The organism is Pseudomonas sp. BN515, from assembly GCF_029873155.1.
GTDB lineage: Bacteria > Pseudomonadota > Gammaproteobacteria > Pseudomonadales > Pseudomonadaceae > Metapseudomonas.
This window is the reverse complement of sequence record NZ_SSOH01000024.1, coordinates 63,213-80,336: the sequence shown is the minus strand read 5'-3', so window position 1 is coordinate 80,336 and position 17,124 is coordinate 63,213. Positions and strand designations below refer to the sequence as shown.

14 protein-coding genes are annotated in these 17,124 nt (G+C 62.6%); all 14 read left to right on the top strand.

Annotated elements, in window-relative coordinates:
* Nucleotides 1-33: 33 nt before the first annotated feature.
* The 14 genes from E8E91_RS06460 (at nt 34) to fliE (ending at nt 17,124) form a co-directional block, all read left to right on the top strand.
* Complete coding sequence (locus E8E91_RS06460) at nt 34-1,128, top strand: DegT/DnrJ/EryC1/StrS family aminotransferase (RefSeq protein ID WP_280375061.1); 1,095 nt, start codon at nt 34-36, stop codon at nt 1,126-1,128.
* Nucleotides 1,129-2,073, top strand: coding sequence for a WxcM-like domain-containing protein (locus E8E91_RS06455; protein ID WP_280375060.1), 945 nt, complete (start codon nt 1,129-1,131; stop codon nt 2,071-2,073).
* A complete protein-coding gene (locus tag E8E91_RS06450) occupies nt 2,070-3,143 on the top strand; it encodes a CDP-glycerol glycerophosphotransferase family protein (RefSeq protein ID WP_280375059.1) in 1,074 nt (357 codons plus the stop codon). The genes E8E91_RS06455 and E8E91_RS06450 overlap by 4 nt, the downstream gene beginning before the upstream one ends.
* Nucleotides 3,144-3,157: 14 nt before the next feature.
* On the top strand, nt 3,158-7,498 hold the full coding sequence (locus E8E91_RS06445; RefSeq protein WP_280375058.1) for a glycosyltransferase: 4,341 nt from the start codon (nt 3,158-3,160) through the stop codon (nt 7,496-7,498).
* Between the two features lie 303 nt (nt 7,499-7,801).
* Entirely contained in the window at nt 7,802-8,995 is a 1,194-nt protein-coding gene (locus E8E91_RS06440; protein ID WP_280375057.1) for a flagellin, read from the top strand.
* Nucleotides 8,996-9,076: 81 nt separating this feature from the next.
* Nucleotides 9,077-9,439, top strand: coding sequence for a flagellar protein FlaG (locus E8E91_RS06435; RefSeq protein WP_280375056.1), 363 nt, complete (start codon nt 9,077-9,079; stop codon nt 9,437-9,439).
* Nucleotides 9,440-9,535: 96 nt separating this feature from the next.
* A complete protein-coding gene (gene fliD / locus E8E91_RS06430; RefSeq protein ID WP_280375055.1) occupies nt 9,536-10,978 on the top strand; it encodes a flagellar filament capping protein FliD in 1,443 nt (480 codons plus the stop codon).
* A 3-nt stretch (nt 10,979-10,981) separates the two neighbouring features.
* Entirely contained in the window at nt 10,982-11,380 is a 399-nt protein-coding gene (gene fliS, locus E8E91_RS06425; RefSeq protein ID WP_280369427.1) for a flagellar export chaperone FliS, read from the top strand.
* 84 nt (nt 11,381-11,464) lie between these two features.
* Entirely contained in the window at nt 11,465-11,845 is a 381-nt protein-coding gene (gene fliS / locus E8E91_RS06420) for a flagellar export chaperone FliS (RefSeq protein WP_151132617.1), read from the top strand.
* Nucleotides 11,846-11,873: 28 nt separating this feature from the next.
* Nucleotides 11,874-12,170 carry a flagellar protein FliT gene (locus E8E91_RS06415; protein ID WP_280369425.1) on the top strand — a complete coding sequence of 99 codons (297 nt, stop codon included), beginning with the start codon at nt 11,874-11,876 and terminating at the stop codon, nt 12,168-12,170.
* A 218-nt stretch (nt 12,171-12,388) separates the two neighbouring features.
* Nucleotides 12,389-13,861 carry a sigma-54 dependent transcriptional regulator gene (locus E8E91_RS06410; RefSeq protein ID WP_280375054.1) on the top strand — a complete coding sequence of 491 codons (1,473 nt, stop codon included), beginning with the start codon at nt 12,389-12,391 and terminating at the stop codon, nt 13,859-13,861.
* Between the two features lie 110 nt (nt 13,862-13,971).
* The gene (locus E8E91_RS06405) at nt 13,972-15,177 is read left to right on the top strand and encodes an ATP-binding protein (RefSeq protein WP_280375053.1); all 1,206 of its coding nucleotides are present in this window, start codon (nt 13,972-13,974) and stop codon (nt 15,175-15,177) included.
* Between the two features lie 6 nt (nt 15,178-15,183).
* Nucleotides 15,184-16,599: a sigma-54-dependent response regulator transcription factor FleR gene (gene fleR / locus E8E91_RS06400; protein WP_280375052.1), complete on the top strand. Its 1,416-nt coding sequence runs from the start codon at nt 15,184-15,186 to the stop codon at nt 16,597-16,599.
* Between the two features lie 192 nt (nt 16,600-16,791).
* The gene (gene fliE, locus E8E91_RS06395) at nt 16,792-17,124 is read left to right on the top strand and encodes a flagellar hook-basal body complex protein FliE (protein WP_151132622.1); all 333 of its coding nucleotides are present in this window, start codon (nt 16,792-16,794) and stop codon (nt 17,122-17,124) included.

Here is a 17,124-nt window from a genome sequence, read left to right as displayed (position 1 = left end):
CCCGTGGTTCGCGCGCATATACGGAGTCCCCTGATGCTGCTGATCAATGACCTGGCCCGACATAACGGGCCCCTGGACGCTCAGCTGCGATCGGCTATCGATCGCGTGCTGCGGCGCGGCTATTACATCCTGGGTCCGGAGAACCAGGCGTTCGAGAAAGAATTCGCCTCCTATCTGGGCGTTGTCGGCGCTGTGGGTGTCGGCAATGGCACTGATGCCTTGACCTTGGCATTGCGGGCCCTTGGTATTGGCCCAGGTGACCAGGTCATTACAGTCGCCAATGCCGGCATGTACGCCAGCACTGCCATTCGGGCCGTCGGGGCAGAGCCTTGCTTCGTGGATATCGAGCCAGTGCATCTGCAGATGGATGTCGAGCAACTGGAGGCCGCTATCTCGTCCTCCACACGCGCCGTGATCCTCACTCACCTCTACGGTCGCATGGCGGATGTCGAGACGGTACGTGAGCTGACGCGGCGGCACGGTGTAGCGCTGATCGAGGATTGCGCCCAGGCCCATGGTGCGCGCCTGCATGGTCGTTGCGCCGGCTCCTGGGGCGATCTCGCGACCTTCAGCTTCTACCCCACCAAGAACCTCGGGGCTCTGGGAGATGGCGGCATGGTGGCCGGCCAGGACAAGTCATTGCTCGAGCGCGTGGCCAGGCTGCGCCAGTACGGCTGGACGGCGAAATACTGTGTCGAAGAGACCGGTGGGGCCAATAGTCGTCTCGACGAAATCCAGGCTGCCGTGCTGCGCGAGAAGTTGCCGCTACTCGACGGCTGGAACGCGCGGCGCCGGGAGATCGTCCGGCGATATTGTTCCGGGCTCGCCCGGCTTGGCTGGCAACTGCCGGATGAACCCGGCGAGGAAAGTGTCGCCCATCTGTTCGTCGTGCGCACGGCGGGGCGTGACGCTATTCGCCAGGTGTTGAAGGAGCAGGGAATAGGCACTGATGTGCATTACCCCATCGGCGATCACCAGCAGCCTGCCTATGCGAGCGCGCAGACGCTGCCGGTAACCGAGCTTGTCTGCCACGAACTGCTGACCCTGCCGTGCTTCCCGGAAATGCTCGACGAAGAGGTCGACCAGGTGATCAGGGCGTGTGAACTGGCAATGGGACAGGTGGCCTGAATGAATTACTTCGTACATCCGCAAGGCATATGCGAAAGCCAGGACATCGGCGAGAACACCCGCATCTGGGCCTTCGCGCATGTCCTGCCGGGCGCCCGCATCGGGGCGGAATGCAATATCTGCGACCACGTGTTCATCGAGAACGATGTGGTCCTCGGTGATCGAGTCACGGTCAAGTGCGGCGTGCAACTGTGGGACGGCTTGCGCGTGGCCGATGATGTGTTCATCGGACCCAACGCCACGTTCACCAATGACCGCTTCCCCCGCAGCAAGCAATATCCCGAGCAGTTCCTGCTGACGCGCATCGAGCGCAATGCCTCGATTGGCGCCAACGCCACCCTTCTGCCGGGCATTACCATCGGTCAATCGGCCATGGTGGGGGCGGGGGCGGTGGTCACCCGTTCGGTACCTCCACATGCCATCGTCGTCGGCAATCCGGCTCGGATCGTGGGCTACGTCACCAACAGCGATACGCGGGCAAGCGCGGCGCCGTCCGCCCACCGTGCGGAATCTGGCGTGCCCTCTTCGGTCAAGGGCGTGGTGCTGAACGAATTCCCGGTGTTCCAGGATATGCGCGGCGCCCTGACCGTGGGCAATTTCCCGGCCGAGATTCCCTTCGTGCCCAAGCGCTACTTCATGGTCTTTGATGTGCCCAGTCGAGACGTTCGCGGCGAACACGCACACAAGGTCTGCGAGCAGTTCCTCATATGTGTCCATGGCAGCGTGCGGGTGGTGGCTGACGATGGCGTCAACCGGGAGGAGTTCCTCCTCGACAGCAACCGCAAGGGGCTGTACCTGCCGACCTGGACATGGGCCAGTCAATACGCCTACAGCCAGGATGCCGTGCTGATGGTATTCGCTTCCCACGACTACGACGCGGACGACTACATCCGTGACTATCAGGAGTTCATCTCGCTGACTACAGAGCGGAGTGCAAGCGCATGAGTCGCGATGTCATCTGTTATTGCCTGCATGTTTCCCATGTGCTCAACCTCGGGCGTATTCCTGCACTACTGGCCGAAAAGGGCTGGCGGGTGCGCTGGCTGAACGCGTTTCCGGCCGAGTCCTTCCCACTGAAAAGGGCCGCAGGTGTCGAGTACGCCTTCAATATGTCCTTGGCCGAGCTCAGTGAGCTGGAATCGGATCTCTACCTGTCTCCGTATGTAGGTCAGAGCAGCCACTTCCCGGCCAGGGCCAAACGTGTGCATTTCCTCGTATCCCTCACCAGCCTGGAAGGGGTGTACGACGAGTCGATGTTCGACCATTACGACGCTATTGCCTGTGCCGGGCGCCATCAGGTCGAGGAGTTCGAGGCCCTTGGTCGCCGCCGGAACTGGCAGAGCAAAGAGCTCTTGCCGGTGGGTTATCCGAAACTGGATGGACAGCGCCGGCAGCTTGCCGAGTCATCCCTGGCGCCAGCCGAGGATGCGCTGACCGTGGTATTCGCTCCCACGCACGCCTACTACATCAACCAGGGCTACTCGGTGCTGCGCAATCATGGCGAGCAGATTGTCGAGTCCATGCTGGCCGACGGTATTCGCGTGGTGTTCCGGCCCCACGTGGAATCGTGGCGGGATCAGGACAAACCGGTGGTGGAAGGCATAGTCGAACGCTTCGGCTCGCACCCCAGCTTCACCGTGGATCGTTCGGGAAACTACTTCGACCAATACGCCCAGACGAACCTGATGCTGACCGATATCTCCGGCACCGGATTCACCTACGCCTTCACCTTCGGCCGCCCGGCACTGTTCTTCGCACCGGACGCAGAGCAGGAGCGCGGCAAGCGCGGAATCCAGTTCGAGCGTCGCGACAACATCGGCCTGGTTGTGCGTGGCATCGATGAGTTGGTGCCCCGGTTGCGCCTCGCACAGCGCCACTGCCGCTTCCTCCATGGCCAGATCGCCCAGTTCCGCGATTGGCTGATTTTCAATATCGGGGAAAGCGAAGCGAGTTTTGTCGAAATGGCCGAGACCCTCGTTACCGGGCGAGCCGCGACTGACGGGCGGAGGGCCTGACTGTGGGGAACACCATGTCCAACCATTTCCAGCCGGATATCACCGTCGCGGTGATGTCCTACAACAACGCCGCCTACATTGGCGAGACCGTTGAATCGGTCTTGGCGCAGACCGGGGTGTCGTTCGAGCTGATCGTGCTGGATGACCGTTCGAGCGATGACAGCGTCAAGATCCTTGAGCGCTACAGCGGGGATCCGCGCTTTCGCTTCGAGGTGAATCCGCAGAATCTCGGCATGATGGGCAACTACAACCGCTGCCTGGAAATCGGTAGCGGGCGCTATTCCGTGGTTCTGGGTTCGGACGACCTGATTTACCCGGGCCACCTGGAATCCCTGTTCTCGGCATTGGAGCTTCACCCCGAGGCTCCTCTGGCCTATACCCAGTGCAACTGGATCGACGAGAACGGCAAGCTGCTGCGATACGCCGACCATCCTGGCCATGCACCGCATTCCTACTTCGGTGGTCGGGACGAAGTGCTCGACTTGCTCCGCCACGACAACTACATCACGCCCTCGGCCATCATGCTGCGGCGCAGCATCTTCGACCGGGTCCGCCTGCCCGACGGCCATGTCCACTACATGGATATGGTCGCCGGTGACTGGGAGCTGTGGACGCGCATTGCCCGCACCTTCCCGGATTTCGTTTTCCTGCGCCAGGCCACTGTGGGCTACCGCATCCATGGCGGGCAGGTTTCCCAGAGCTTCTACGCCTCGGAGAAACCGCTTGCCGAACACACGCGAATCCTGGAATTCAATCTGGCCGACGAAGCCGTCCGCTCCAGGGCCGCAGCAGAGCCGGATGGCATCTGGCGACTCTACCAGTCGCGGATCGATGCCTATCCTCAGGCAATCACTGAAAAGTACCGTGAGCGCGCGAACGCTATTCGTGCCGCGCTGCATCCCAGCGCCGCGCTCAAGATGCGCCCCGATGCCCCGTTCTTCTCGGTGATTCTGACCACTTACAATCGTCCGCAGCTGCTGGTTTTCGCCCTGCGCAGCTTGGCTGAACAGCGCTTCCGTGATTTTGAAGTTGTCCTCGTGAACGACCACGGCGACCCCGTCGAGTCGGTTCTTGGTGAGTTCGACTTTCCTATTACCTATATCTACAAGGGGCGCAACGAGGGGCTTTCTGCAGCTCGGAATACAGCGCTTCGCGTGGCGGAAGGACGTTTCGTCACTTACCTCGACGACGATGACCTCTATCTGCCTGATCACCTGGCGCTACTGGCGCAGACCTTTGAACGCCAGCCGCAGTGTGTGGCGTATACCGGCGTGGAGTACATCAACGAGCGTCTGGAGGAAGGCAAGCGCGTCGAGCTTTCCCGAACCGATCCGTTTGCCCATGAGGTATTCGATCGGGAGCGGCTGTTCATCCAGAACTACATTCCGGTCAACACCTGGGCGCATCCGCGTACCCTCCTCGCGGATGTAGGCGAGTTCGATACCGGCCTGACGGCGTTCGAGGACTGGGACATGCTGCTGCGCCTGGCTGCGCGCTATCCCTTCGTTCGCATCCCGCAAGTCACTGCCGAAGTTCACCTGCGGGATGCGCCCAACACTGGCAGCGACCACATGCTCGGCCGCGAGCAGAAGAATTTCGGTGGGCTGTATCAGGAGTTGTACCGCCGGCATTCGGACCTCGGCAGCGACGCTGTTCGTCGTGGGCGCCGCGAAATGCTGCGACGCTTCGGCATTGCCGGTACGAGCACGACCCGTACGGCGAACCTGACCGAATGGCTGCAGCGGCGTTCGCTGTCACCCACGCAGAAGCTGCTGGTCGAGGAACGCTTGCAGGACCAGGGCGGCGCTCAGGTGTTTGGCGTGCTGGTGCTCGACCTGTCAGGTGATGCTGCCAGGGTCGCGGCGTCACTCGCGACCCTGAAAGGTCCGCACAATTCGTACGAGAAGATCCAGCCCGTGCTGCTGACGGTTGACCCGGACGTGGCGCCTGACTTCAAGGGCCCTGTGATCCAGGTGACGGCCGAAGACTGGATCGGCACCGTCAACAGTCTGGTCGCCGAGTCGTCCTTCGACTGGCTTGCGCTGATCACCGCCGGTGACGAGCTGACGTCCAACGGTCTGCTGATCGCCAGCCTTGAACTGCTTTCGGCACCGGAATGTCGGGCGATCTATTGCGACAGCCTGTATCGCCAGCCGGACGGTAGCCTTGGCGCAGCCTTCCTGCCCGCGTTCAACCTCGATTACCTGCTGAGCTTCCCGGCTGGTATGGGACGCAACTGGCTGTTCCGTCGCGATGTACTGCTACAGGCCGGCGGCTTCGACACGCGGTATTCGCAGACTCCGGAGTTCGAGCTGGTCCTGCGTCTGATCACCCAGGGGGGACTGGCGGGGCTGGGACAGATTGCCGAGCCCCTGCTGATCACTGACCCACCCCGGGTCGTCGATGTAGAAGACGAGAAGCGGGCGATCGTCGAGCACCTGCTGGCGCGAGGCTATGAGCAGCCGGAGGTCCGGTCGGACATGCCGGGACACTACCGTGTGCGTTACGGACATCCGCAGCAGCCCCTTGTTTCGTTGCTGATCATGGCGGGCGATCAACTGCCCCGTCTGCAACGCTGCGTCGAAAGCCTGCTGGAAACTACTGGCTACCCTCACTATGAGCTTTTGCTGATCGAGCGTGATGACACCACGCCTGAGGTCTGCGAGTGGCTGCATGCCCTCGAGGGGCTGGGCGAGGAGCGGGTGCGGACGATCCGACCCGGCGCTTCGAAGGCCTCCGCATCTGCTGCGCTCAATACCGCAGCGTCTCAGGCTCGAGGGGACTACCTGCTCCTGCTCTCGCCGGACACCGCCGTGATTGACCGCGACTGGCTGGACGAGCTGCTCAACCATGCCCAGCGCCCCGAAGTGGGTGTGGTGGGCGGCAAGCTACTGGGGCGCGATGGCAAGGTCCGGCATGCCGGCCTGATTCTCGGTCTGGAGGGGCCGGTAGGTCGGCCGTTCGTAGGCCAGGCTCTGGATGCCCCGGGCTATATGCAGCGGCTGCAGGTCGACCAGGATTACAGCGCGGTGAGTCTCGACTGCCTGATGATTCCCCGCGACCTCCACGAGTCTCTGGGCGGGCTGGCAGAGGATGTGCCGGAACGCTATCTCGACGCCGACCTCTGCCTGCGGGCCAGGCAGGCGGGCTACCTCACCGTCTGGGCTGCCCATGCGAAGCTGATGCTCGACGGGGAGGCCCCAGGTGTCGCTTCGGCGGAGGAGAGCGACGCGCTTTACGAGAAATGGCTGCCCGTGTTGGCGCGAGACCCGGCCTACAACCCGAACTTCTCCCTAGCCCAGCCCGGCGGCTTCAAACTGGCCGACACGGCGCTTTCCTGGCGGCCGTTGTCATCCTGGAAACCGCTGCCCACCGTGCTGGCCCATCCTGCCGATCTGTACGGCTGTGGGCACTACCGTGTCATCCAGCCTTTCACCGCGTTGCAGCAGGCCGGGATGGTCGATGGCGCCCTGTCCGTCGGGCTCATGCATGTGACCGACCTGGAGCGCTACGACCCGGACACCCTGATCCTGCAACGGCAGATTGGTGACGAGCGTCTGGAAGCCATGCGGCGGATGAAGGCGTTCTCCCGTGCCTTCAAGGTGTACGAGCTGGACGACTACTTGCTCAATCTGCCGATGAAGAGCGCTCACCGGCAGCACATGCCAAAGGACATTCTCAAGTCCCTGCGGCGTGGGTTGAGTTTCGTCGATCGCTTCGTGGTGTCGACCGAGCCTCTGGCCGAGGCCTTCGCGGGCTTGCATGACGATATCCGCGTCGTCGAGAACCGTCTGCCGCCAAGCTGGTGGCAGGGACTCCAGGGCTTACGCCGAGTCGGCGCAAAACCAAGAGTCGGCTGGGCGGGCGGTTCGAGCCATACCGGCGATCTGGAGCTGATCGAGGACGTGGTCAAGGAATTGGCCAATGAGGTTGAATGGGTCTTCTTCGGCATGTGCCCCGAATCCATTCGCCCCTACATCCATGAGTACCACCCTGGTTTGCCCATTGAGCAGTACCCAGCGGCGCTGGCCCGTTTGAATCTGGATCTGGCCCTGGCTCCGGTAGAGCCGAACCTGTTCAACGAGTGCAAGAGCAACCTGCGTCTGCTGGAGTACGGCGCCTGCGGTTTCCCGGTGATCTGCAGCGATATCCGTTGCTATCAGGGCGATTTGCCAGTGACCCGCGTGAAGAACCGCTTCAAGGACTGGGTGGAGGCGATCCGCATGCACCTGGCTGACCTGGATGCCACCGCCCGCATGGGTGACGAGCTCCAGGCCGTGGTTCGTCGGGACTGGATGCTGGAAGGCCGTAACCTCGAGCTCTGGCTCAAGGGCTGGACGCCCGGTTCGCGCTGACGCTGAAGTCGAAGCCAACAAGGCCCCGCACATGCGGGGCCTTGTCGTTTCTGGACCGGGGCAGGGCATCTTGCCGGATCGGTCAGCATCCTGCCCTCAAGTTTTCGGGATGCGGGTCGAAAAGCTGACTGGATGGCGGACGTTGGCGTGGCAAGCCCCGGGTAAGAAATTTTTTTTAATGCCCCTAAAGCTTCCTCCGACACCGCCGATACGAAGAACGAATGCGAACTTTATGGGTGCCTGGGCGATGCCCGCCCAAGGTCGCAAGCTCAGGCAAACACGCAGTCCTCGGAGGACACCACCATGGCTTTGACCGTCAACACGAACATTGCTTCTCTCAATACCCAGCGCAACCTGAACACCTCCTCCCGTGCGCTGGACACTTCCCTGCAACGTCTGTCCACCGGTTCCCGCATCAACAGTGCCAAGGACGACGCCGCCGGCCTGCAGATCGCCAACCGTCTGAGCAGCCAAATCAACGGCCTCGGCGTTGCGGTGAAGAACTCCAACGACGGCATCTCCATGGCGCAGACCGCTGAAGGCGCTCTGCAGCAGTCCACCAGCATCCTGCAGCGTATGCGTGACCTGTCGCTGCAGTCGGCCAACGGTTCCAACAGCACCGAGGAACGCAAGGCCCTGAACGACGAAGTGACCGAGCTGAAGAAAGAGCTGGATCGTATCTCCAACACCACCACCTTCGGTGGTCGCAAGCTCCTCGATGGCACCTTCGGTACCACCACCTTCCAGGTGGGCAGCGCTGCCAACGAAACCATCAGCGTCAAGATCGACGAGATGAGCACCGAGTCCCTGGATGCCACCTACACCTCGGGCACCGTTGCTTCTGGTTCCATTGCCACCGCAGCCGCCAACGCCTCCGGTGCCATCGCCATCTCCGTCACCATGGCTGGCGGCCAAGCGCGTAGCTTCAGCGCCACCTTCGCCAGCGGCGCCACTGCAGCCGAGCAGGTACAGGCCCTGGCCACCGTGATCAACGACGCCAACGTCGGTGTGGGTGCCTTCGTCAACACCAATGGTGGCATCGATCTGGTTTCCGCCCTGTCTTCCGGTACTGCCAACGGCAACATCCAGTCCCTGAGCTTCGCTTCCGGCGCCAGTGTCGCGGCTGCAGAGACCGCTGCCAGCGGTGGTACTGCCATGAGCCTGACCGCAGTGACCACTGGCAACCAAGTGAAGGACATCGACCTGACCGAGGTTTCCTCTTCTCAGGAAGCCGTGATCATCATCGACCAGGCCATCCAGTCCATCGACGCCCAACGCGCCAGCCTCGGTGCTGTGCAGAACCGCTTCGAGAACACCATCTCGAACCTGCAGAACATCGGTGAGAACGTGTCGGCCGCCCGCGGTCGTATCCAGGACACCGACTTCGCAGCGGAAACCGCTAACCTGACCAAGAACCAGATCCTGCAACAGGCAGGTACCTCGATCCTGGCCCAGGCCAACCAGCTGCCTCAGGCGGTCCTCAGCCTCCTGGGCTAAGGCCCGGACGAGGCAAGGCGGTAAACGCGGGGGGAAGTGCTTGGCGCTTCCCCCCTTCTTGCCATTTGTGAGGTGAGCACAATGGATATCGGAATCATCAACCTGACGGGGAAGGGCGTGAATGCCACTCCAGCCGGCAATGCCCAGGTTCGCGGCCCGGCGGAGAAGGAAAGCCCCGAGAAGGTATCCGAGCAGGCACGGCAAAAGTCCGAAGCCGAAGAGCGCGAGCCGGTCGAAGCCGCCGCCTCCAGCATCCAGGAGTTCGTCCAGAGCATTCGCCGCAACCTGAATTTCGACGTTGACGACAGCAGTGGCCGGGTCGTGGTGCAGGTGACCGATACGGAGTCCGGAGAAGTAATCCGCCAGATTCCGTCGGAGGATGCGCTGAAACTGGCGGAAAGCCTGTCGGAAATGCGCAGCCTGCTGTTCAAGGCCGAAGCCTGACACGCAGGGTAGTACCTTCGTGCTACATGGCACGTTTCTTGACTGCTTTATCGAATATTGGAGAAGGCGTCAGACGATTGGCGAGGTAACGGAAAAATGGCTGGCATAACCGGACTCGGTTCGAACATCAACATCGACGACATCGTGAAGGCTCTGGCGGACGCTGAAAGAGCGCCCAAGGAGAACCAGTTGTCGCGGGTGGAGAAGGCCGCCACTTCGAAGTTCTCCGCTGTCGGCCAACTCAAGAGCGCCATCAGCGAGTTCCAGACCGCGCTGAAGGACCTCAACTCCAGCGACCTTTTTTCCAAACGTGCGGCGAAGTCCAGCAATACCGATCTGGCGACCGTTTCCGCCACCAACAAGGCGAGCTCGGGAACCTACCAGGTCACTGTCGAGAAGCTCGCGACCGCCAGCAAGGTCGGCACCGCCACCTTCGCCAAGGACGCCACCGCTGCTGCAGCCGGCACGCTCACCGTCAAGCTGGGGCCCGATGACCGCGGTGTCGATGTGCAGGTTGCTGCCGGTGCCACCCTCTCCGAAATCCGCGACAGCCTGAACAAGGCGCTCAAGGACAAGGGTGTCAGCGCCAACATCGTCAGCAACCCGGCGGATGGATCGTCACGCCTGGTGTTCAGCTCCAACACGACCGGTGCCGGCAAGGACATCTACGTCCAGGCTTCGGCTGGCCTCGAAGCTTTCCGCATCGGCAATTTCGCCGACAACGATCCGACTTCCAGTCCCACCGGCGCCCTGACCGCACTGGACGGCAACAATGCCGCCAGCAGTGGCTACATCTCCCAGGCCCAGGATGCGGAGTTCACCATCGACGGCCTGAGCCTGCGCAGCGCCAGCAACACCGTGTCCGACGCGATTTCCGAGGTCACCCTCAATCTGGTCAATGCTGAACCCGGCAAGCAGTTCAAGGTAACGGTCGAGCAGGACACCTCGACCGTCAAAGGCAACATCAAGAAGTTCGTCGATGCCTATAACAAGTTGATGGGGGTGACCAAGACGCTGACGTCAGTGACCTCGGTTGGTGACGACAAGGCTCCCGTGACCGGCGCCCTCGTGGGTGATGCCACGGTGCGCTCGCTGGTGTCCACCGTGCGCAACGAGCTGGTGAACCCCTCGGATCAGAACGGTGGCATCTCCATCCTGTCCGACCTGGGTATCACGACCCAGAAGGACGGTACGCTGAAGATCGAGGACTCGAAACTCGACAAGGTCCTTAGCACCCAGTACGAGGCCGTCGCTGGTTTCTTCACTGGCGAGAAGGGGCTGACCGCTCGCATGAATTCGAAGCTGGACGCCTATACCGAGACCGGGGGCATCCTCGCCAAACGACAGGATGGCCTGCAGGACACCCTCAAATCGGTGACGGACCAGCGCACCAAGCTCAACCAGCGAATTGAACAGGTCCAGAAGCGCCTGTATGCCCAGTACAACGCCATGGACTCCCTGATCGCCAATCTGAAGCAGACCAGCGACCGGATGAGCCAGGCCCTTTCCAATCTTCCCGGTGTAGTCAAGAAGAGCTAAGCAATGGCCAATCCAATCGATACCTACAAGCAGGTCAAGACCAGCCAGGAAGTCAGCCCCTACCGCGCGGTGCAATTGCTGCTCGATGGTGCCCTGGAGCGCCTGTCGCTCGCCCGCCATGGCCTGGAAACCGGCAACCCGGAAGTGCGCGGCCTGGCCGTGGGTTCGACCCTCAGCATTATCGGCGTGCTCCAGGCGAGCCTGGACAAGCAGCTCGGTGGTGAGATCGCCGAGAACCTCGATGCCCTCTACGACTATATGACCCGCCGGCTGTCCCGGGTTGCCCTGGACAACTCGCCGCGTCCCATCGATGAGGTCGAGGCCCTGTTGCTGGATATCAAGCAGGCGTGGGACAGCATCGGTCCCGAAGTGGACGCTCCGGCCGCCGCGGAAATTTCCTGATTTCCGCAAAGGTGCGGCCTAAAGCTCTCGCTGTCGCTGCCGATACCTTGGGTATCACAGCCCGACACACGAGCGAGAGCGAACATGAACGCGATGGCGGCCCTCAAGCAGTATCAGTCCGTTAACACCCAGGCCCAGGCGGTGGACGCCAGCCCGCATCGACTGATCCAGATGCTGATGGAAGGTGGCCTGACCCGCCTGGCTCAGGCCCGTGGCGCCATCGAGCGTGGCCAGCTGGCACAAAAAGGCGAGCTGATCGGCAAGGCAATCGCTATCATTGGCGGCCTGCGTGACGGCCTGAACTTCGAGCAGGGCGGCGAGATCGCCTCCAACCTCGATGCACTCTACGAGTACATGGTGTCCCGCCTGCTGGAAGCGAACCTGAAAAGCGACGCTGCGCTGGTGGACGAAGTGGCAGGATTGCTGCGCAACGTGAAAACCGGATGGGATGGCATCGCCCAGTGATGCCGTCCGGGTTGGCAGGAGATTTCCAATGAATGCATCAGTCCAGCGTCTTGAAGCAACCGGCAGCGCCCTGCGCGACGCGCTGGCTCGCCAGGACTGGGCTGCCATCGGCGAGCTCGACCAGCTTTGCCGCCAGGTGGTGGATGACGCCATGGTTGAGGCCGTGGATGATGTCGAGGCACTCGGCGGCCGCTTGCAGGAACTGCTGTCGCTCTATCGCGAGCTGGTGACTATTTGCCAGGCGGAGCAGCAGCGTATTGCCGGCGAATTGATCCAGCTTAACCAGGCCCAGCAGGGGGCCAAGGTCTACAAGCTGTTCGGCTGATGGCCGCACGATTCTCAACTGCCACTACTTCGATACTGCGCCGACAATCGCTTAGCCATTCCGTCGGCTCAATCAAAAAAAGCACGCCATAAAATTGACTCGGCAAAGGTTTTTCACTTTACTAGTGGCCAATTGCCGGTCGGTCCCGCGCTCGGGATGCACCGTCTGCCCATACGCCGTGGAACGCGGCGTTCAGCCCTAAAAGCAAGAACCAGACAATGTGGCGTGAAACCAAGATTCTGCTGATCGACGACAATAGCGATCGCCGCCGCGACTTCGCGGTGATCCTGAATTTCCTTGGGGAAGAGCACCTGGACTGTGCCAGCAATGACTGGCGCGACCTGACGGGCTCCCTGGATTCCAGCCGCGACGTCCTGTGCGTCATGCTGGGCGAAGTGAGCGCCAAGGGCGGCGTGCTCGAGCTGATCAAGCAATTACTGACCTGGGACGAGTTCCTGCCGGTCCTGCTGATCGGTGACCAGGTCCAGGCGGATTGGCCTGAAGACCTGCGCCGTCGCCTGTTGGCCAGCCTGGAGATGCCGCCGAGCTACAACAAGTTGCTCGATTCCCTGCATCGCGCCCAGGTCTACCGCGAAATGTACGACCACGCCCGCGAGCGTGGCCGCCAGCGCGAACCCAACCTGTTCCGCAGCCTTGTCGGTACCAGTCGCGCCATCCAGCAGGTGCGCCAGATGATGCAGCAGGTGGCCGACACCGACGCCAGCGTGCTGATCCTCGGCGAGTCCGGCACCGGCAAGGAAGTGGTCGCGCGCAACCTCCACTACCATTCCAAGCGTCGCGAGGCACCCTTCGTGCCGGTCAACTGCGGTGCCATCCCGGCGGAGCTGCTGGAAAGCGAACTCTTTGGCCACGAGAAGGGCGCCTTCACCGGTGCCATCACCAGCCGGGCAGGGCGCTTCGAACTGGCCAACGGCGGCACCCTGTTCCTCGACGAGATCGGCGACATGCCGCTGCCGATGCAGGTCAAGCTGCTGCGCGTGCTGCAGGAGCGCACCTTTGAGCGCGTGGGCAGCAACAAGACGCAGAACGTCGACGTGCGCATCATCGCCGCCACCCACAAGAATCTCGAGCAGATGATCGAGGCGGGCAGCTTCCGCGAAGACCTCTATTACCGCCTCAACGTGTTCCCCATCGAGATGGCGCCGCTGCGCGAGCGCGTGGAAGACATCCCGCTGCTGATCAACGAACTCATCTCGCGTATGGAGCACGAGAAGCGCGGCTCCATCCGCTTCAACTCCGCCGCCATCATGTCCCTGTGCAACCACGACTGGCCGGGCAACGTCCGTGAACTGGCCAACCTCGTCGAGCGCATGGCGATCATGCATCCCTACGGTGTCATCGGCGTCAGCGAACTGCCGAAGAAATTCCGCCATGTGGATGACGAGGACGAGCAGCTCAAGGCCAGCCTGCGCGAGGAAATCGAAGAGCGTTCGGCCATCGGTGCCGGGCTGCCGGGTGTCTCCTCGCCTGCGCTGCTGCCGCCGGAAGGCCTGGACCTCAAGGACTACCTCGGCAACCTGGAACAGGGGTTGATCCAGCAGGCGCTGGACGATGCTTCCGGCGTCGTGGCCCGTGCCGCCGAGCGCCTGCGCATCCGCCGCACCACGCTGGTGGAGAAGATGCGCAAGTACGGCATGAGCCGTCGCGACGAGGAATTGGCGGAAGAATAATTCCGCTTTTTACAAGTCGTTGTTTTTAAAGGAATAAATTTTAGGCACGGGTATTGCTTTATCTCCCTCGACCGACCGTCTGCTGACGGTCGATGGAGCGAGAGAAGAGCATGAGCCACGCCGTAATCCCCGCACAGAATCCGGAATCCGCCCAAGCCGAGCAGGCCAGTCGCGCTGGTCTTGAACAGGCCTTCGCGCTGTTCAACCAGATGTCGACCCAGCTCAGCGAGTCCTACAGCATGCTGGAGGCGCGGGTCACCGAGTTGAAGGGCCAGCTGGCCCTGGTCAGTGCTCAGCGTATGCAGGAGCTGGCGGAGAAGGAGCGCCTCGCCAACCGCCTGCAGAGCTTGCTGGACCTGCTGCCCGGCGGTGTCATCGTGATCGACGGGCAGGGCGTGGTACGCGAAGCCAACCCCGTGGCGCGCAGCGTGCTTGGCCAGCCCCTGGTGGGCATGCTCTGGCGCGAAGTGATCGCCCGCAATTTCGCCCCGCGTGAAGACGATGGCCACGAAATTTCCCTCAAGGATGGCCGTCGCGTTTCCATCGCCACTCGCTCCCTCAATGGCGAACCCGGCCAACTGATACTGCTCAATGACCTGACGGAAACCCGTCGCCTGCAGGATCAACTGGCCCGCCACGAACGCCTTTCTTCCCTTGGGCGCATGGTCGCGTCCCTGGCCCACCAGATCCGCACGCCGCTGTCCGCCGCGTTGCTCTATGCCAGCCACCTGGCCGAGCAGGTGCTGCCCACCGAGCAGCAGCAACGCTTTGCCAGCCGCCTCAAGGAGCGCCTGCACGAGCTGGAGCACCAGGTGCGCGACATGCTGGTGTTCGCCCGTGGCGAGCTGCCGCTGCCGGACCGCCTGGCGCCGTCCGCGCTGTTTTCCGCGCTGCGCGCCTCGGCTGACTCCCACCTCGAAGGCAAACAGGTGCGCTGGCAGTGCGACCTGAGCGGGGGCGAGCTGCTGTGCAATCGCGACACGCTCGTAGGGGCGATGCTCAACCTGATCGAGAACGCCAATCAGGCCGCCAGCCGCGACCTGCTCCTCAAGGTTCATCTTTACAAGCGCGGGGGTGACCTGCGCCTGACCATCAGTGACAACGGCCCGGGCATAGACGCCGCCACCCTGGCGCGCCTGGGCGAACCCTTCTTCACCACCAAGACCACCGGTACCGGCCTGGGGCTGGCCGTGGTCAAGGCGGTGGCGCGCGCCCACCGGGGCGAGCTGCAGCTGCGCTCGCGTCCTGGCCGTGGCACGTGCGCCACCCTGGTCCTGCCGCTGATTCCCGCGGCACAGTCGGTTACACAGGAGTAAAGGACGATGACTGCCAAAATTCTGCTGGTCGAAGATGACCGCGCCCTGCGTGAAGCCCTGGCGGACACCCTGATGATCGGCGGCTATGACTACCGTGCCGTGGATTGTGCGGAAGCTGCCCTGGTCGCGCTGGGGGAGGAGTCCTTCGGCCTGATGGTGAGCGACGTCAACATGCCGGGCATGGACGGCCACCAGTTGCTGGCCATCGTCCGCCAGCGCTACCCGCAGCTCCCGGTGCTGTTGATGACGGCGTTCGGCGCTGTCGAGCGTGCGGTGGATGCCATTCGCCAGGGTGCCGCTGATTACCTGGTCAAACCCTTCGAGCCCAATACCCTTTTGGATCTGGTGGCGCGTCATGCGCTGGGTCGCGTGAGCCAGCCCATCGGTGACGGTCCGGTGGCGCTGGAGCCGGCCAGCCGGCAACTGCTGGAATTGGCCGCGCGGGTTGCGCGCAGCGATTCCACTGTGCTGATCTCCGGCGAGTCCGGCACCGGCAAGGAAGTGCTGGCGCAGTACATCCACCAGCAATCGACTCGCGCCAATGGCCCCTTCATCGCCATCAACTGCGCGGCCATTCCGGACAACATGCTGGAGGCCACCCTGTTCGGCCACGAGAAGGGCGCGTTCACCGGCGCCATCGCCAGCGCGCCGGGCAAGTTCGAGCTGGCTGACGGTGGCACCATCCTGCTCGACGAAATCTCCGAAATGCCCCTGGGCCTGCAGGCCAAGCTGCTGCGCGTGCTGCAGGAGCGTGAAGTGGAGCGAGTGGGCGCGCGTCGTCCCATCAGCCTGGACATCCGTGTGCTCGCCACCACCAACCGCGACCTGGCCGGTGAAGTGGCAGCGGGGCGTTTCCGTGAAGACCTCTATTACCGTCTCTCGGTCTTCCCCCTGGCCTGGCGCCCGTTGCGGGATCGTCCGGCGGACATCCAGCCCCTGGCCGAGCGCCTGCTCGCCAAGCACGTCAAAAAAATGAATCACGCCGCCGTGCGTTTCTCCGCTGAAGCACTGGCGGCGCTGCTGGCCCACGCCTGGCCAGGCAACGTGCGCGAACTGGACAACGCTGTGCAGCGCGCGCTGATCCTGCAGCAGGGTGGGGTGATTCAGCCCCACGACCTGTGCCTGACCGCGCCGATCGGCATGGCCATCGCGCCCGTCGCGCCAACATTCGCTGCCATGCCGGTGTCCGCTCCGGTGGTGCCGCTGCCGACGGCCGCTGCGCCCGCCGAAGCACCCGGTGCCCTGGGCGATGATCTGCGCCGCCACGAGTTCCAGATGATCATCGACACCCTGCGTTCGGAGCGTGGCCGCCGCAAGGAAGCCGCCGAGCGCCTGGGCATCAGCCCGCGCACCCTGCGCTACAAGCTGGCCCAGATGCGCGACGCCGGCTTGGACGTGGAGGCTTATCTCTACGCCAGCTGAGGCTGACGCTTTTTTGTAGGAGCGAGCTCTGCTCGCGAAGAGTCCGCGCGCGATTTTTCGCGAGCAGAGCTCGCTCCTACAAGTCTATTTTCTCCCCGTAATACCCATTCCTGAGCTTTTGGCACCCTTGTTGCAGATACCCCTTCATCGGACCGCGTAGCGTCAAAAAATCGCGGCAGTTGGAGGAATGTGATGAGCCAGGGTGTTGAGTTCAATCGCCTGATGTTGGAAATGCGGGCCATGCAGATGGATGCGATGGCCCGTGCCAAACCCGCCCCCGTGGCGGCGCCTGAAGCCAGTGTGCCGAGCTTCGCCGACATGCTCGGCAAGGCGGTGAACAAGGTGGCTGAAACCCAGAAGATTTCCACAGACATGGCCACCGCATTCGAGGTTGGGCAGAAGGGCGTGGACCTCACCGACGTGATGATCGCGTCGCAGAAAGCCAGCGTTTCCTTCGAGGCCATGACCCAGGTGCGGAACAAGCTGGTCCAGGCCTACCAAGACATCATGCAGATGCCGGTTTGA

Coding starts and splice junctions, on each gene's coding strand:
- E8E91_RS06460 (WP_280375061.1), top strand. CDS start 34: ATGCTGCTGATCAATGACCTGGCCCGACATAACGGGCCCCTGGACGCT.
- E8E91_RS06455 (WP_280375060.1), top strand. CDS start 1,129: ATGAATTACTTCGTACATCCGCAAGGCATATGCGAAAGCCAGGACATC.
- E8E91_RS06450 (WP_280375059.1), top strand. CDS start 2,070: ATGAGTCGCGATGTCATCTGTTATTGCCTGCATGTTTCCCATGTGCTC.
- E8E91_RS06445 (WP_280375058.1), top strand. CDS start 3,158: ATGTCCAACCATTTCCAGCCGGATATCACCGTCGCGGTGATGTCCTAC.
- E8E91_RS06440 (WP_280375057.1), top strand. CDS start 7,802: ATGGCTTTGACCGTCAACACGAACATTGCTTCTCTCAATACCCAGCGC.
- E8E91_RS06435 (WP_280375056.1), top strand. CDS start 9,077: ATGGATATCGGAATCATCAACCTGACGGGGAAGGGCGTGAATGCCACT.
- fliD (WP_280375055.1), top strand. CDS start 9,536: ATGGCTGGCATAACCGGACTCGGTTCGAACATCAACATCGACGACATC.
- fliS (WP_280369427.1), top strand. CDS start 10,982: ATGGCCAATCCAATCGATACCTACAAGCAGGTCAAGACCAGCCAGGAA.
- fliS (WP_151132617.1), top strand. CDS start 11,465: ATGAACGCGATGGCGGCCCTCAAGCAGTATCAGTCCGTTAACACCCAG.
- E8E91_RS06415 (WP_280369425.1), top strand. CDS start 11,874: ATGAATGCATCAGTCCAGCGTCTTGAAGCAACCGGCAGCGCCCTGCGC.
- E8E91_RS06410 (WP_280375054.1), top strand. CDS start 12,389: ATGTGGCGTGAAACCAAGATTCTGCTGATCGACGACAATAGCGATCGC.
- E8E91_RS06405 (WP_280375053.1), top strand. CDS start 13,972: ATGAGCCACGCCGTAATCCCCGCACAGAATCCGGAATCCGCCCAAGCC.
- fleR (WP_280375052.1), top strand. CDS start 15,184: ATGACTGCCAAAATTCTGCTGGTCGAAGATGACCGCGCCCTGCGTGAA.
- fliE (WP_151132622.1), top strand. CDS start 16,792: ATGAGCCAGGGTGTTGAGTTCAATCGCCTGATGTTGGAAATGCGGGCC.